12 protein-coding genes and 1 pseudogene are annotated in these 16211 nt (G+C 35.8%); 9 read left to right on the top strand and 4 right to left on the bottom strand.

The window, feature by feature from the left end:
• Positions 1-208 precede the first annotated feature (208 nt).
• Positions 209-1360 carry a formimidoylglutamase gene (locus M4I44_RS09125; RefSeq protein WP_017496993.1) on the bottom strand — a complete coding sequence of 384 codons (1152 nt, stop codon included), beginning with the start codon at positions 1358-1360 and terminating at the stop codon, positions 209-211.
• Positions 1361-1363: 3 nt separating this feature from the next.
• Positions 1364-3897 (bottom strand): annotated as a pseudogene (topA, locus tag M4I44_RS09120) (type I DNA topoisomerase).
• A gap of 284 nt (positions 3898-4181) precedes the next feature.
• Here topA and miaB point away from each other — a divergent pair.
• The 8 genes from miaB (at position 4182) to M4I44_RS09080 (ending at position 13024) form a co-directional block, all read left to right on the top strand.
• Positions 4182-5627: a tRNA (N6-isopentenyl adenosine(37)-C2)-methylthiotransferase MiaB gene (gene miaB / locus M4I44_RS09115; RefSeq protein WP_017496995.1), complete on the top strand. Its 1446-nt coding sequence runs from the start codon at positions 4182-4184 to the stop codon at positions 5625-5627.
• Positions 5628-5721: 94 nt separating this feature from the next.
• Positions 5722-6975: a sigma-54-dependent Fis family transcriptional regulator gene (locus M4I44_RS09110; RefSeq protein ID WP_017496996.1), complete on the top strand. Its 1254-nt coding sequence runs from the start codon at positions 5722-5724 to the stop codon at positions 6973-6975.
• Between the two features lie 176 nt (positions 6976-7151).
• Positions 7152-7655 carry an LptE family protein gene (locus M4I44_RS09105; RefSeq protein WP_026110044.1) on the top strand — a complete coding sequence of 168 codons (504 nt, stop codon included), beginning with the start codon at positions 7152-7154 and terminating at the stop codon, positions 7653-7655.
• Between the two features lie 101 nt (positions 7656-7756).
• Positions 7757-9097 carry a tetratricopeptide repeat protein gene (locus M4I44_RS09100; protein ID WP_249967091.1) on the top strand — a complete coding sequence of 447 codons (1341 nt, stop codon included), beginning with the start codon at positions 7757-7759 and terminating at the stop codon, positions 9095-9097.
• Positions 9098-9100: 3 nt separating this feature from the next.
• Entirely contained in the window at positions 9101-9439 is a 339-nt protein-coding gene (gene secG, locus M4I44_RS09095; RefSeq protein WP_026110045.1) for a preprotein translocase subunit SecG, read from the top strand.
• A 144-nt stretch (positions 9440-9583) separates the two neighbouring features.
• Entirely contained in the window at positions 9584-9859 is a 276-nt protein-coding gene (gene groES, locus M4I44_RS09090; RefSeq protein WP_012023920.1) for a co-chaperone GroES, read from the top strand.
• A gap of 85 nt (positions 9860-9944) precedes the next feature.
• The gene (gene groL / locus M4I44_RS09085) at positions 9945-11573 is read left to right on the top strand and encodes a chaperonin GroEL (protein ID WP_017497000.1); all 1629 of its coding nucleotides are present in this window, start codon (positions 9945-9947) and stop codon (positions 11571-11573) included.
• Between the two features lie 251 nt (positions 11574-11824).
• Positions 11825-13024 (top strand): ectonucleotide pyrophosphatase/phosphodiesterase, encoded by a 1200-nt coding sequence (locus M4I44_RS09080; protein ID WP_249967090.1) that lies wholly within the window; start codon positions 11825-11827, stop codon positions 13022-13024.
• Positions 13025-13072: 48 nt separating this feature from the next.
• Here the strand turns inward: M4I44_RS09080 and M4I44_RS09075 are convergent, their stop codons facing one another.
• Positions 13073-14602, bottom strand: coding sequence for a SulP family inorganic anion transporter (locus M4I44_RS09075; RefSeq protein WP_249967089.1), 1530 nt, complete (start codon positions 14600-14602; stop codon positions 13073-13075).
• A gap of 125 nt (positions 14603-14727) precedes the next feature.
• Positions 14728-14940 carry a hypothetical protein gene (locus M4I44_RS09070; RefSeq protein ID WP_017497003.1) on the bottom strand — a complete coding sequence of 71 codons (213 nt, stop codon included), beginning with the start codon at positions 14938-14940 and terminating at the stop codon, positions 14728-14730.
• A gap of 571 nt (positions 14941-15511) precedes the next feature.
• Between M4I44_RS09070 and M4I44_RS09065 the strand changes: the two genes are divergently transcribed.
• A complete protein-coding gene (locus M4I44_RS09065; protein ID WP_070908721.1) occupies positions 15512-15979 on the top strand; it encodes a hypothetical protein in 468 nt (155 codons plus the stop codon).
• Positions 15980-16211: the final 232 nt, after the last annotated feature.

Here is a 16211-nt window from a genome sequence, read left to right as displayed (position 1 = left end):
ATCTAAAAAACAATACTAGTTGCGAAATTTATTTTATCGGTCAAAAATAATGTTAAATAAAATAAAAAAAAAATATTTCATCGATAAACTAACACAAAAAATCGACGTAAGACGTTATTTATCAGTTACTGTACGACTTGTCTTACTAATACTATTTAACACTATTTCAAAAATCCAGAAAAAAGAAAATTTCTGCTAAAATTTCATTTTACAAAGCATTTTTTCGTTGTGCTTTCCACCATCTTTCAGGCAATTCCTGATTACAAGCACTCAGATACTCGTCGTAAGAACACGGTAATAACGTATTTCTCTTTAATTTATTGTGACCATTTGATTCAAACGGAATTTCAATCCACCAACGGTCTGTTTTATCACTTTTATAAAAGATCAATTCTTCCTCTTCAAGAGGAACAATATATTTCAAGTACGTTGCTCTACTACCAAAAGGATACTCCTTCGATCTGTAATGATATCCTTCGATAAAATACCATACTATTTGCGCAATGATACCAGCTTCAGGCGCTGTACTATTGTGATTAAAAATTCCAAAACTGGAAACTTTATCACTTATTCCGGCATACCTTGCCAGTGAACATATTTCTTTTCCATTGAAACCGTTTGGTTCAAACGAAACCATATTTCCTGAAGCTGAAGATTTTACCGAGTTCAAATCGATACTAACCAAATCAGCATCTCTAAAAACTGGTTCCGCCAATGCAATTTTATTGGAGATTTCCCCTAAACGATAGGCATCAAAAAACAATTTTTCAATCAGATCAATTTCTTCTTGTGAATTATAGTAAGTCTGATAACCAATGTTGCAGTAATTAAAAAGATTATTAGGCTCGTCGATAATAATTTTGGTTAAATAAGAATTAGCCGAAACCGTTTCATTCTCTTTACCAAAATCAAACTTATTATCCACCGCAACCATATTCACCATTTGCTCTAAATCGTCATACGCACGATATAACGCATAGGTTAAATCCTGTGAACCCCCAAGAACTATAGGAATTACTTTGTTCTTAATTAAAGTAGATGTCACTCGCTTTAAAGCAAAATAAGTATCTTCTACAGAATTTCCTGCGAGAATATCTCCCAAATCAGCAACCGAAGCATCCCAGTTTCCCGGAAACATACCGTAAAGTTTTTTACGAACGGCATTCAGATTAACAATGTTAATTGAATCTTCATTACGACGATCTTCTAAAACACCAATAATCGCAATATTGATTTTACTGATATCCGGAAACTGATCCTCAGTATGCAAAACTATCTTACTTCCCAACTCCTGCGAAGACAACGAACTAATAAATTTTAAAATCCCGTCGTTAAGTGGCTCTAAAAAATCAAACTCCATTCTTTATTTCTTTTTTGCAGCTGGTTTTTTAGCAGGTGCTTTTTTTGCAGTTGTAGCTTTCTTTGTGGTTGCAGCTTTTTTAGCCGGTGTTTTTTTAGCCGGTGTTTTCTTGGCAATCATTTCCTGAACTTCTTCCAATGTTAATTTCGTAGCATCAACCTCTTTACTCAGTTCAATTTTGATTTTTCCTTTTGTGATTACAGAGCGACCCCAACGTGCCTTTTCAACCAAAATCCCTTCTTCTTCCCAGTTGTGAAGCACTTTATCAATGTTCTTCTGTAATTTATCTTCAATTAATTCCTCAACATCTGCTTGCGATAAATTATCAAAATTATACTTCTTGCTTACGTTCACAAAAAGGCCATTCCATTTAATGAACGGACCAAAACGTCCCACTCCTTTTTGAACCGGTTCGCCTTTATACGTTGCGATTGGTGCGTCTGCAAGTGCTTTTTCATCGATCAGTTCCTGCGCTCTTTCTTTTGAAACACTTAAAGGATCTTCTCCTCTTGGCAACGAAATAAAAACACTTCCATGACGTACGTATGGACCGTAACGACCGTTATTCACTTCCACTTCTTCTCCTTTGTATTCTCCTAAACTTTTAGGAAGCAAAAACAAATTCAAAGCATCTTCCAGTGTAATACTTCCGATATTCTGATCGGCCATTAAACTGGCGAATTTTTTATCTTCATCGTCCGCTTCTCCAATTTGAGCCATTGGTCCAAATTTTCCTAAACGAACTGAAACCTGTCTTCCGTCAGCATCTTTTCCTAAAATTCTCTCTCCGCTTTCACGCTCAGCATTTGCCTCAACTTCTTTTACATTTGGATGGAATTTATTGTAGAATTCCTGCATCATGGTTGCCCAGTCAATATTTCCTTCGGCAATTTCATCAAAATCCTGTTCTACTTTTGCGGTAAAGTTATAGTCCAGAATATTTCCAAAATTCTTCACTAAGAAATCAGTAACAATTGTTCCGATATCTGTTGGAACCAGTTTCCCTTTGTCGGAACCTGTATTTTCTTTTAACAGCTTCTCTCCCAATTTACTATTTTGCAAGGTCAGTTGCGTGTAGTTACGTTCCTGTCCTTCCAGAGTTCCCTTTTCAACATAATTTCTGTTAATAATGGTAGAAATTGTTGGCGCATAGGTTGACGGACGTCCGATTCCTAATTCTTCTAATTTCTTCACCAGAGAAGCCTCTGTATAACGTGCCGGAGGTCTTGAATATCTTTCGGTCGCTGTAATATAATTGTTTGCTAATTTTTCGTTTACTTTCAAAGCCGGCAACATCCCCTCTTGTTCTTCCTCATCATCATCATGTCCTTCTAAGTACACTTTTAAGAATCCTTCAAAAAGCAAAACTTCTCCTGAAGCTGTAAAAATCTCATCATGATTGTTTGCTTCGATTTTTACATTGGTTCTTTCCAATTGTGCATCACTCATTTGCGAAGCCAATGTTCTTTTCCAGATCAAATCATACAAACGAGCCTGATCACGATCGATGTTCACCGTATGACGAGACATATCGGTAGGACGGATTGCCTCGTGCGCTTCCTGAGCTCCTTTATTTTTGTTGGCAAAAGTTCTCGGTTTAGAAAATTCTTTTCCGTATGATTTTATAATTTCAGCTTCAGCAGCACTCATAGCCTCCGCAGAAAGATTCACACTATCCGTTCTCATATAGGTAATCAATCCGGCCTCGTACAAACGTTGTGCTAACTGCATGGTGATTCCAACCGGCAAATACAATTTTCTCGCCGCTTCCTGTTGCAGGGTCGAAGTGGTAAAAGGTGCAGTTGGTGATTTTTTGGTAGGCTTCGTTTCTAAATCGGCTACCTGATATTGAGATCCGATATTTTTATTTAAAAAATCTTCGGCTTCTTTTTTAGTATTAAAGTTCTTTGGCAATTTCGCTTTAAAAGCTTTCCCTGCCTCATTTACAAATTCTGCAACAATAGAATAAGTTGCTACTGCATTAAAGTTCTGAATTTCACGTTCACGCTCCACAATCAAACGAACAGAAACGGATTGTACACGACCGGCAGACAAACCTCCTTTAATTTTTCTCCACAATACCGGAGATAATTCGTAACCTACTAAACGATCCAAAACACGACGTGCTTGTTGTGCGTTTACCAGATTGTAATCTATTTCTCTTGGATTGTCGATTGCTTTAAGAATCGCAGTCTTTGTAATTTCGTGAAAAACAATTCTTTTGGTTTTTTTAGTATCCAGTTTCAATTCTTCCGCCAGGTGCCAAGAAATAGCCTCCCCTCGCGGTCCTCATCGCTCGCTAACCAAACCATATCGGCATTCTTAGATAGTGTTTTCAGCTTGCTTACCAGGGCTTTTTTATCCGAAGAGACTTCATATTTAGGCTTAAAACCATTCTCAACATCCACTCCTATTTCCTTTGATGGTAAGTCCGCTATGTGACCGTAACTTGACTCTACCTGAAAATCACTTCCTAAAAATTTCTCTATCGTTTTCGCCTTTGCAGGGGACTCCACTATTACTAAATTCTTTGCCATTGCTCTATTTTTCTGCAACAAAAGTATCTATTTTTTTTAAATATCTACTCCGTGAACTCATTTTTGAGTTATTTTAGTATTATGTTTCCTAAAATTGCAGATTTATCTGTAATCCCACTTCATACATATATAGGTATAACTTTTTGGATTGCAGATACTGATTGTTGATTGTAGATTATTGATTTCAGATCACAGATTACAGAATTATAAAATCAAAAATCTTTTTTCTGCCATCTTGTCACATTCCCCCCATTTACATTATCTTTGCACTTTGAAATTATACAATGGAAAAGATTATTGAGGAAAGTAAACAAGGCGAAAGTCTCGTTTTGGAAAACAAACCTGAGAATACTAAAAAACTTTTTATTGAAAGTTACGGTTGTGCGATGAATTTTTCGGACAGCGAAATTGTAGCTTCCATTTTATCTGAAAACGGATTTAACACCACACAAACTCTTGAAGACGCCGATTTGGTTCTGGTAAATACCTGCTCGATTCGAGACAAGGCAGAACAGACTATTCGCAAACGTCTGGAAAAATATAATGCTGTAAAGCGTATCAATCCGAAAATGAAAGTTGGCGTTCTGGGCTGTATGGCCGAACGTTTGAAAAGTCAATTTTTGGAGGAAGAGAAAATAGTCGATCTTGTTGTTGGACCTGATGCTTACAAAGATCTGCCGAATTTATTAGCTGAAGTTGACGAAGGACGTGATGCCATCAATGTAATTTTATCAAAAGAAGAAACTTACGGAGATATTTCACCTGTTCGTTTGATGAGTAACGGTATTACTGCTCTGGTTTCGATTACCCGAGGCTGTGATAACATGTGTACCTTTTGCGTTGTACCTTTTACACGCGGACGTGAACGCAGCCGTGAGCCACAAAGTATCATGAATGAAATTCAGGATTTATGGAGCAAAGGCTTTAAAGAAATTACACTTTTAGGTCAAAATGTCGACAGTTATCTTTGGTACGGAGGCGGGTTAAAAAAGGATTTTGTAAATGCTTCTGAAATGCAAAAAGCAACAGCCGTTGATTTCGATCAGTTGCTGGAAATGGTTGCCGTTGGTTTTCCAAAAATGCGCATCCGTTTTTCGACTTCAAATCCACAGGATATGCATGAGAGTGTACTGCACGTTATTGCCAAACATCCTAATATCTGCAAACACATTCACTTACCGGTTCAGTCAGGAAGTAACAGAATTTTAAAAGAAATGAATCGTCTGCACACTCGTGAAGAATACATGACTTTGATTGATAAAATCAGAGCAATTATTCCAAATGCATCGATTTCACAAGATATGATTGCCGGTTTTCCAACAGAAACCGAACAAGATCACCAAGACACTATGAGTTTGATGGAATATGTGAAATATAATTTCGGTTATATGTATTCGTACTCTGAGCGTCCCGGAACTTTGGCAGGAAGAAAAATGGAAGATGATGTTGCTGAAGAAACCAAAGCCAGAAGATTACAGGAAATTGTTGACCTACAGCAAAAACATGCCTGGTTCCGCAGTGAGGAATTCGTAGGACAAACGGTTGAAGTTTTAGTCGAAAAAGTCTCTAAAAAATCAACTGAAGAGTTCTCAGGAAGAAATTCGCAAAGTATCACGGTAGTTTTTCCAAAAGAAGATTATAAAATTGGTGACTTTGTCAATGTAAAAATTGAAAGCTGTACCTCAGGTACCTTAAAAGGAAAAGCTGTTGGATATTCTGAAATGAATTAAAAAGTTATTCAAGTTTCAGGTTTCAAGTTTCAAGTTCTTTGCGTAATTTGAAACTTGAAACCTGAAACAAACAAAACTTGAAACAAAAACACACATGGAAACAGTTCAAGCAATAAAACAGCGATTTGAGATTATCGGAAATGATCCGAAACTAAACCGTGCTATTGAAAAAGCCATTCAGGTTGCCCCAACTGATATTTCGGTAATGGTGACCGGAGAAAGTGGTGTAGGTAAAGAAAATATTCCACGAATCATCCATTCTCTTTCACACAGAAAACATGGGAAATATATTGCTGTAAACTGTGGTGCAATTCCGGAAGGAACTATTGACAGTGAACTTTTCGGTCACGAAAAAGGAGCTTTTACAGGTGCCACAAGCACTCGTGAAGGGTATTTTGAAGTAGCTGACGGAGGAACTATTTTTCTGGATGAAGTTGGAGAATTACCTTTAACTACTCAGGTTCGTTTGCTTCGTGTACTTGAAAACGGTGAGTTTATTAAAGTAGGTTCGTCACAAGTTCAGAAAACAAATGTGAGAATTGTAGCCGCTACCAACGTGAACCTGTTCAATGCAATCGAAAAAGGAAAATTCCGTGAAGATTTATATTATCGTTTAACGACTGTCGAAATTACTTTACCACCATTGCGTGAAAGAAACGACGACATTCATTTGTTGTTCCGAAAATTCGTAGCCGACTTTGCGCACAAATACAAAATGCCTCCATTAAAATTAGACGATGATGCGGTACAGCTTCTTCAGAAATTCAGATGGAACGGAAACATTCGTCAATTGCGAAATGTGGCCGAACAGATCTCGGTTCTGGAAACCAATCGCGATATTTCATCGGCTACTTTACAATCGTATTTACCTACAGAAGGAAGCAGTCTGCCTTCTGTTATTAACGATAGTAAAAAAGAAAGTGATTTCAGCACCGAAAGAGACATCTTATACAAAGTGCTTTTTGATATGAAAAGCGATCTGAACGATTTGAAAAAACTCACTTTAGAACTGATGAAAAATGGCACAAAAGTGCAGGACATCAATCCGAATTTAATTCAGAAAATATATGGCTCTCAGGAAAATGAAAGCGAAATAGACTTTGAAGAAGAACCAAGGACCGCTGTAATGACACCTACTCCACGCGAGGACAATTATCAGATGCAGGACGACAATTATCTGTTTGCGGAAACCATTGAAGAAGAAGAGGTACTACGTTTAGAACAGAAAGAAATCGAGATGATCAAAAAGTCACTAGAAAAAAATAAAGGAAAACGAAAAGCTGCTGCAGACGAATTAGGCATTTCTGAACGAACTTTATATAGAAAAATTAAACAATTCGATTTATAAAAGTAAATAATTCTCAAATTTTAAATTCCTGATTTAAAATGTGAGACAAAAAAAATAAAATCCAAATTGCTTCGCCGATGCGCCAGCACTCAAATCCAAATTGTTATATTTGAAAAAAAATGGGATTCCCTAAAAACTTGGAATTTGAGATTTGGAATTTACCCCCAATTGATATTATGAAAAAAATATATTCTTTATTAGCCTTAATGAGCTTGTTCATGCTAAGCGGTTGTTCTGTTTACAACTTTACAGGAACAGGAAACATCGATGCCAAAACTTTTCAGGTCAACTTTTTTCAAAATAATGCTGATTTAATTGAACCGGGAATTGATCGAACTTTTACATTGACCCTACAAGACTTAATTCAAAATCAAACCAATTTAAACCTGGTAAGTAATAGTGGTGATTTAGTTTACGAAGGAGAAATTGTAGATTACAGAACCACACCAATGACGGCCACAGCCGATCAGGGAGCTTTCCAAAACCGTTTAAGTATTCGTGTACATGTGAGGTTTACCAATAAAAAGAAGGAAAAAGACGATTTCGAAAAAACATTTGAATTTTACTATGATTTTCCAGGACAGGGACTGCCTACCGGAGCTACGCTAAATACAGCTATTCAGGTTATTTTTGAAAGAATCACACAAGATATTTTTAACGAGTCACTAGCAAAATGGTAATTTGCTTTTCTGTCGAATCATTAAAACTTTTAAGCGTTTAATCGATTAAACAGTGAAACAAATAAGCGATTAAATCCATAAACGATTAAACAATAGAATAAATGAATGTAACCGATTATACCTACTTAATGAACAAGCCTGATGCTATTACCGAAAAGCAGGCAGAAGCATTGGGAAGCGTTTTGAATGAATTTCCTTATTTTCAAAGTGCAAGAGCCTTGCGCTTAAAAGGACTTTACGATCAAAACAGTTTTAAGTATAATTATGCGTTAAAAGTCACAGCAGCTCATACTACGGATCGTACCGTATTATTTGATTTTATTACTTCTGAATCTTTCACTTCGATTCAAAGTGAATATTACGATAAGAAACTTAGAGACCTTATGGAAATTAAAGTTTTTGACAGTGAGATCGTATCCTTTGAAGAAGTCAAAAAAACACCGGAAGTACGTGTTAATCCAATCGAGCAATCTATTTTGGATTCTATAAAAGAAGCTGCAACAGTAACTTTTGAAGAACCTGTAAAAGCAGAAGAAAAACCTGTTAATCAATTTATTGAACAATCAATACTAGATTCTGCACAAGAAGCAGCAGCTGTAACTTTTGAAGAGCCGGTAAAAACAATAGAAAAAGCTGTTGAATCTGTTTCAGAACAATTTATTGCTGCCGAACCTGTAGAAGTTGCTCCGATCATTTTAGAAGAACCTGCAAGAATCGAGCAGACGGAAACAGAGCAGACGGAACAACAACCTGTATTACCTCCAACCAAAGAGCCGACACCAACTTTCTTTGATGAAATCGTTGAGGAAGAAATTCAGGAAATAAAACCAGAGGTTAAAGAAGTAAAAGTCAACCCAGTTGAGCAATCGATATTAAATTCTATAAAAGAAGCAACAACGGTTGTTTCCGAACAACCTGAATTAATCGAGGAACCAAAAGAAGCCCAAGCTCCTGAGAGTGTAAAAATAGCAGAAGAAAATCTGGAAATAGGACAGCCTTTAGACTTTTCTGTTAACGAAAAACATTCTTTTCAGGAATGGCTGCAATTAGCCAGAACGGAACCAATTGACAGAAGCGAAGAAACTTCACCCGAAATAAAAGAGCCCGAAAAAGTAACGGAATCTCCAACAGTAACAGAATCAATTGAAGAAGAGAAAAAGAAAAAAGCAGAATTGATCGATAAATTCATCGAAACCAATCCGAAGATCTCTCCTATCAAACAAACTGCAATAACGCAGACCGTACAATCAGACCTAAGTAAAGAAGATAATTCTTACCTAATGACAGAAACTTTGGCCAGAGTATATTTGGAACAAAAAAAATACACCAAAGCAATACAAGCATATGAAATATTAATTTTGAAATATCCAGAAAAAATTAGTTTCTTTGCAGACCGTATTTCGGATATAAAGATTTTACAACAAAATAACAATAATATTTAAACAATGAGTACATTTTCAATTTTCTTAGTTTTAATCACAATAGTTTGTTTTCTATTGATCGTAGTAATCATGGTTCAAAACCCTAAAGGAGGCGGATTGTCTTCTACAATCAGCGGAACTCAAATGTTAGGTGGAGTACAAAAAACAACTGACTTTTTAGACAAAAGTACTTGGACATTGGCTACTATTTTAATTGCTTTAATTTTACTTTCTAGCTTAAGCTTTACAGGATCATTAAGCGACAGTGACTCTAAAATCATTGAAAAAACTGAAGCGCCTGCTGCTACACCAGCTGCTCCTGCTCAACAAACACCTGCTCCGGCAACGCCTGCAGCTAAATAATACATTTCAATATCACTATAAAATGCCAGCCTGTCAAAAGCTGGCATTTTTTTTAAGAAATAATGTCAGTTTTACCAGCATGGCATAGTTTCTGAAAGTTTCTAGAACATTAAAAAAACGTATAACCTAATAATATAATAAATCATGGCGTTAAACATAAAACCGCTTTCAGACCGCGTACTTATTGAGCCTGTTGCAGCTGAAACTAAAACTGCATCAGGAATCTTTATTCCAGATACTGCCAAAGAGAAACCACAAAAAGGAACTGTAGTTGCAGTAGGAAACGGATCTAAAGATCACACTATGACTGTAAAAGTGGGCGACACTGTTCTATACGGTAAATATGCAGGAACAGAATTAAAACTGGAAGGAACTGATTATTTGATCATGCGTGAAGATGACATCCTTGCGATTATCTAAAAAAATATTGTCTTAAGTACGAAGTATTAAGAATTAAGAACTTCATTAACTTGAAACAAATCAAACTTTAAACAAAATTAAAAAAATGGCAAAAGATATAAAATTTGATATTGAAGCACGTGACGGATTAAAACGTGGTGTTGATGCATTGGCAAATGCTGTAAAAGTAACTCTTGGACCAAAAGGTCGTAACGTAATTATCGGAAAATCATTTGGTGGACCAACGGTTACTAAAGATGGTGTTTCGGTTGCAAAAGAAATCGAATTAAAAGACCCATTAGAAAATATGGGCGCGCAAATGGTTAAAGAAGTAGCTTCTAAAACTAATGATTTAGCGGGTGACGGAACTACAACTGCTACAGTTTTAGCTCAGGCAATCGTAAAAGAAGGTCTTAAAAACGTTGCTGCAGGAGCAAATCCAATGGATTTGAAACGCGGTATCGACAAAGCCGTTGAAGCAATCGTTGCTGACCTTGCGAAACAAGCAAAAGTAGTTGGAAGTGATTCTGATAAAATCAAACAAATTGCTTCTATCTCTGCAAATAATGACGAAGTGATTGGAGAACTAATCGCTACTGCATTTGCAAAAGTAGGTAAAGAAGGTGTTATTACTGTTGAAGAAGCTAAAGGAACTGATACGTTTGTAGATGTTGTTGAAGGTATGCAGTTTGACAGAGGATATCTTTCTCCTTACTTCGTAACAAATCCTGAGAAAATGGAAGTTGAATTAGACTCTCCATACATCTTATTATACGACAAAAAAGTATCTTCTTTAAAAGAATTACTACCTGTTTTAGAGCCAGTTGCTCAATCTGGAAAACCATTATTGATCATCGCTGAAGATGTTGACGGAGAAGCTTTATCAACTCTTGTAGTGAATAAATTACGTGGAGCATTAAAAATCGCTGCTGTAAAAGCTCCTGGTTTTGGAGACAGAAGAAAAGCAATGTTAGAAGACATCGCAATCTTAACTGGTGGAACTGTAATTTCTGAAGAAAGAGGTTATACTCTAGAAAATACAACTATCGAAATGTTAGGAACGGCAAAAAGAGTTTCTATCGACAAAGACAATACTACAATTGTAAGCGGTGCAGGTGAAGCAGATATCATCAAAAACAGAGTAAACCAAATTAAAGGTCAAATGGAGGCTACGACATCTGATTATGATAAAGAAAAACTGCAAGAGCGTTTGGCTAAATTAGCTGGTGGTGTTGCTGTTCTTTATGTTGGTGCTGCTTCTGAAGTTGAAATGAAAGAGAAAAAAGACAGAGTTGATGATGCTTTACACGCAACACGTGCTGCTGTTGAAGAAGGAATCGTTGCAGGTGGTGGTGTTGCTTTATTAAGAGCAAAAGCTGCTTTGGCTGACCTTAAAGCGGATAATGCTGACGAAGCAACCGGAATTCAAATTGTATCTCGCGCCGTTGAATCCCCATTAAGAACTATTGTTGAAAATGCAGGTCTTGAAGGTTCTGTAGTAGTAGCAAAAGTGGGTGAAGGTTCTGGAGACTTTGGATACAATGCTAAAACTGACGAATACGTAGACATGCTTAAAGCAGGTATTATCGATCCTAAAAAAGTAACTCGTGTAGCGTTAGAAAATGCTGCTTCGGTTTCAGGAATGATCTTAACTACTGAGTGCGCATTAATCGATATTAAAGAAGAAAACGCTGGCGGTATGCCAATGGGTGGCGGTATGCCGGGAATGATGTAATCGTTCTTTTCTTTAAAACTCAAAACGCCGGATTTCGATCTGGCGTTTTTTTTTATATTTTTTTGCCCAAAATTCTCGCAGACAATTATTTTCCAGCCACAGATTAAAGGATTAAAAAGATTATAATCTGTGAGAATCTTTTTAATCCTATAATCTGTGGTAAACCTTTTAATTTTAAAATTGTTTAACATTCTCTTTTTCATTAAAAATCCGGTTATTAATATCTTTACAGTTCTGTTTAAAATTTCAAAATGAGAAAATTTACCATTCACCTCTTACCTTTTATATTCTTACTTCTTACGATACTTTCTAATGCGCAAAACCAAAAAGACGTTTATGTGGTTCTGGTTTCTATGGATGGATTTCGTTGGGATTATGCTAAACATTTCAAACTTCAAAATCTAGCTCAAATAGCAAAAGAAGGTGTCCATGCCAAATCAATGCGACCTTCTTATCCCAGCAAAACCTTTCCCAATCATTACGCCATCGTTACCGGGCTCTACCCCGATCATCATGGAATCATTAATAATGTTTTTTACGATGCTGCATTAAACGAATCTTTCTCATTGTCTTCAAATGCCAAAAATGATTCCCGTTTTTATGGCGGAAATCCGATTTGGAACGTTGCTGAACAACAGGGAGTAAAAACCGCTTCTTTTTTCTGGCCCGGATCAGATACGGATCAAAAAAGACCTGGTATTTATAAAGAGTACGACAACAAAATTCCTTACGAAACCCGCATTGATACTGTAATCAAATGGCTTCAGCTTCCTGAAAAACAACGTCCGCATTTTATCACACTTTATTTTGATGAGCCTGATCATACCGGCCATTCATTTGGTCCTCTTTCTCCTGAAAACGAAAAAGTAATCCAAAGAATGGATACTCTTATGGGGCGGTTATCTTCTAAACTGAATCAATTATCCATTGGAAAACAAATCAATTTAATTATCGTTTCAGATCATGGAATGGCAAACATTAGCGATGATAAAAAAGTAGCCGTTCTGGATTATATAAAACCCGAATGGCTTGGTTATAATGCTGTAATTAATCCAATCATGAGTCTCCAGGCAAAACCCGGCTTTCAGGATTCAATCGCAAATGCTTTAAAGAAAGTACCGCATATTAAATTCTGGAAATCCAAAGAGGTTCCTAAAAGATTACACTTCGGAACTAATCCGAGAGTTCATGATTTTGTCATTGAGGCCAAAAAAGGATATAGTTTAGTAAAAGAAAAATCGGTACATGTAAGCGGTGGTACACACGGATACGACAACAAAGAAAAAGACATGCAGGCTATTTTTTATGCTAAAGGCCCCGCTTTTAAAGTAAATAAAACGGTCGGATCGTTTCAGAATGTTTCGGTATACCCTTTAATTGCTCATATTCTCGGCTTGCAAATTGATGAAGTAGACGGAAATTTTTCCGAAGTTAGTAACATGCTTAAATAATTAGATAATGTGGCAATTAGATAATTATCTAATTGACAAATTAAGCTACTAAGAAACAACTTTGTACGTTGGATCTTCAATTACATTTACGGCAATAACAGCTTCAGCATTTTTAAGTAAAACAATACAGTCTTTGCTTAGATGTTTCAGTTCAATTACTTTGTTTAACTGACTGTATTTTTTCGTCAAATTATTCAATGCTTCGATAGCCGACATATCTGCTATGCGGCTTTCTTTAAAATCAATAATCACATGATTGGGATCGTTTAAAGGATCGAATTTTTCTATAAAAGCAGCAGTAGAGCCAAAAAACAATGGTCCATAGATTTCGTAATGTTTTGTCCCTTTCTCATCAATATAATGTCTGGCACGAATTCTTTTGGCACTTTCCCAGGCAAAAACCAAGGCAGAAATAATCACTCCAATCAGAACCGCTAACGCCAGATTGTGTAGTAAAATAGTAACAACTGCCACCAAAACACCCACAAAAATATCATGCGCCGGCATTTTGTTAATAATCCTGAAACTCGCCCATTCAAAAGTCGTAATCGCAACCATCATCATGACGCCTACTAAAGCAGCCATTGGTAATTTACCGATTACAGGAGCTCCAAAAAGGATAATCAATAAAATCGTTAAAGAAGCGATTATTCCCGAAAGTCGTGCTCTCGAACCAGCAGAAAGATTAACCAGTGTTTGTGCAATCATTGGGCATCCCCCCATTCCAAAAAAGAAACCATTCAAAATGTTAGAACTCCCCTGAGCAATACATTCTCTGTTGCTATTCCCTCTTGTACCTGTTATTTCATCGACAAGATTCAATGTCAGTAAACCTTCTGTTAAGCCCACTGCCGCAACAATTACAGAATATGGAAATATGATTTTAATGGTTTCAAAAGACAACGGGATATTTGGAATATGAAAGGACGGAAATCCCCCCTTAACAGAGGCAATATCCTGAACGGTTTTTGTGTCAATATTAAAAATCAATACGACAGCAAATACGACAATGATTGCCACCAAAGAGGCCGGAACTGCTTTTGTAATCTTTGAAAAAAGTAATACAATTCCAATTGTAAGCGCCACTAAAGCCAGCATAATATACAATTGAGATCCTTGTAACCAAGTGGTTTGCCCATTCACCACAATTTTAAATTGCTCCAGCTGCGACATAAAAATAACCACGGCAAGTCCGTTTACAAAGCCATACATAACGGGCTGCGGCACCAATCTGATAAATTTTCCGAGTTTAAAAAGTCCGATACAAATCTGGACGATGCCTCCAAGCGCCACGGCTGCAAAAACATATTCGATACCCTGCGATTTCATTAAAGCAATTAAAACAATAACAGTGGCTCCCGCTCCACCCGAAATCATCCCGGGTCTGCCTCCAAAAACCGAGGTAACCAAACCCGCAATAAAAGCAGCATATAAACCAACCAAAGGTGGAAAACCAGCCAAAATTGCAAACGATAACGATTCTGGAATCATTGTCATCGCAACTGTTAATCCCGCTAAAATTTCGTTTTTATAATTGACCTTTTGAGTAAAGTCAAAAAGAGGAGTCCTTTTTTTCATAAGCACACAAATTTAAAAAATAATGTGCACATACTTAAATAAAGCTTTCCTATACTAAAACTTAATTTAAAAACTGTTTTACCAACAGTAAAAAACAAAAAACAATAAAATTTATCATATTCTAATTATTCTAATTTTACACAAGTATATCCTAAACAATTCACATAATCGATAATATTCTCAGGCTCTAAATCAATGCCTTCTATACGCAATATTTTATCACAATCTTCTAAGTCAAAATTGATTTTATAATCAGGAAACTGGCTTTGAATAACGGCAATGACATAATTTTTATCTGCCTCTTTTTGCACATTTGTTTTAAAAACTTCAACAACCATATCTTTCTACTTTAGTGATACATAAAATGATCAACGAATTACGGAATAAAGCTGAATTATAAACCTACTATAAAATGAATCATGAAAAATCCCCAATCTAAATAATTCGGGAGCTTCCTGATAACTACAAATAACTTAGACGTTCGTTCTTAATTTCTGTTACACGTACATCTAAATTTTATAAACTCTAGCACATAAAAAACGAATAGCTGAGACATAATGCACTCTTTTCAGGCGATTTCAGGTTTAAAATCCGACTGCCTTAACGTGTAGATTCTCTTGAGATTTGAGGTGCATAAATGTAAGCAAAAACTTTCTGAATTAGATTCTGCACCCGAAGAAAATATTCTTTTTTCATCAAAAAAATGAAAAAACAAAGCAGCTAAACGAGATTACGGTCAAATACCTGATACAGAAACGTATTTTATATTTATGCGATAAAAAACAAATGCTTTCTCTCGATAAAATTCCCTCAAATTCTCAAAAAAACAATCTGCTTTAAAAATAATTTTCTTACATAAAAAAATTATCTTCGCAAGGCCAAACAACTTTAACCTAAATTTTCGGAAAAATGCCTTTTTTTAGTTTTCTATTTAAAAAATCAAATTCAGGATGCCCAAGATGTCTTGGGAAAGGTTTTGTAGACTGGGAAGACATACGACGTTTAAACAAACAATTAAAATGGGCACCGGGTCCTTGTGCTTATTGTAACGCTTCAGGAAAAGCTACCCCAGAAATGCTTTCGAATGTGGCCGTAGATACGACTTACCTCACTATTGATTTACCAGAATCTGAAATAGAAAAAATAAAAAATGGTGACGAAGAAACTATAGAAAAAGGTAAACTGCAAGAACTTTTTGTAGAAAGCATTATTAAATATACCGAATACCATTACGTAAATAAAAATATGGATGCCCAAAGTATTGCAGATTTATACCTGAATACGGAAGATGAAAAAGCACCATTTTCGGTAGAAAAAGAAAACCTGATACAATACATTCAAAAAATAATAGAATTAAAAAATTCTAAACCGGATTAATCTCAAACAAATACTACTTTAAATACATTAGAGAAAACAAGTCGCAAAAAATGACTATAAAACAATAAAATTAAGGAAAAATACACTTTTAATCTCTAATCCTTTTGGACAAAAAAACACAAAAACAGGTATAAATACGTATTGCCAAAACTTTCTTAAGTGGTAGTTTTGCACCAAATAATTTTTATTTTAAATTGTAGTTTTCCTAAGAGAAAATTATAAAATATTGTCA

This window comes from Flavobacterium sp. B183, from assembly GCF_023539155.1.
Lineage (GTDB): Bacteria > Bacteroidota > Bacteroidia > Flavobacteriales > Flavobacteriaceae > Flavobacterium > Flavobacterium tructae.
This window is presented reverse-complemented; position numbering and strand designations above follow the sequence as displayed.

Bases quoted from the DNA above. Each gene is read 5' to 3' on its own strand.
- M4I44_RS09125 (WP_017496993.1), bottom strand. From the start codon at position 1,360: ATGGAGTTTGATTTTTTAGAGCCACTTAACGACGGGATTTTAAAATTT.
- miaB (WP_017496995.1), top strand. From the start codon at position 4,182: ATGGAAAAGATTATTGAGGAAAGTAAACAAGGCGAAAGTCTCGTTTTG.
- M4I44_RS09110 (WP_017496996.1), top strand. From the start codon at position 5,722: ATGGAAACAGTTCAAGCAATAAAACAGCGATTTGAGATTATCGGAAAT.
- M4I44_RS09105 (WP_026110044.1), top strand. From the start codon at position 7,152: ATGAAAAAAATATATTCTTTATTAGCCTTAATGAGCTTGTTCATGCTA.
- M4I44_RS09100 (WP_249967091.1), top strand. From the start codon at position 7,757: ATGAATGTAACCGATTATACCTACTTAATGAACAAGCCTGATGCTATT.
- secG (WP_026110045.1), top strand. From the start codon at position 9,101: ATGAGTACATTTTCAATTTTCTTAGTTTTAATCACAATAGTTTGTTTT.
- groES (WP_012023920.1), top strand. From the start codon at position 9,584: ATGGCGTTAAACATAAAACCGCTTTCAGACCGCGTACTTATTGAGCCT.
- groL (WP_017497000.1), top strand. From the start codon at position 9,945: ATGGCAAAAGATATAAAATTTGATATTGAAGCACGTGACGGATTAAAA.
- M4I44_RS09080 (WP_249967090.1), top strand. From the start codon at position 11,825: ATGAGAAAATTTACCATTCACCTCTTACCTTTTATATTCTTACTTCTT.
- M4I44_RS09075 (WP_249967089.1), bottom strand. From the start codon at position 14,602: ATGAAAAAAAGGACTCCTCTTTTTGACTTTACTCAAAAGGTCAATTAT.
- M4I44_RS09070 (WP_017497003.1), bottom strand. From the start codon at position 14,940: ATGGTTGTTGAAGTTTTTAAAACAAATGTGCAAAAAGAGGCAGATAAA.
- M4I44_RS09065 (WP_070908721.1), top strand. From the start codon at position 15,512: ATGCCTTTTTTTAGTTTTCTATTTAAAAAATCAAATTCAGGATGCCCA.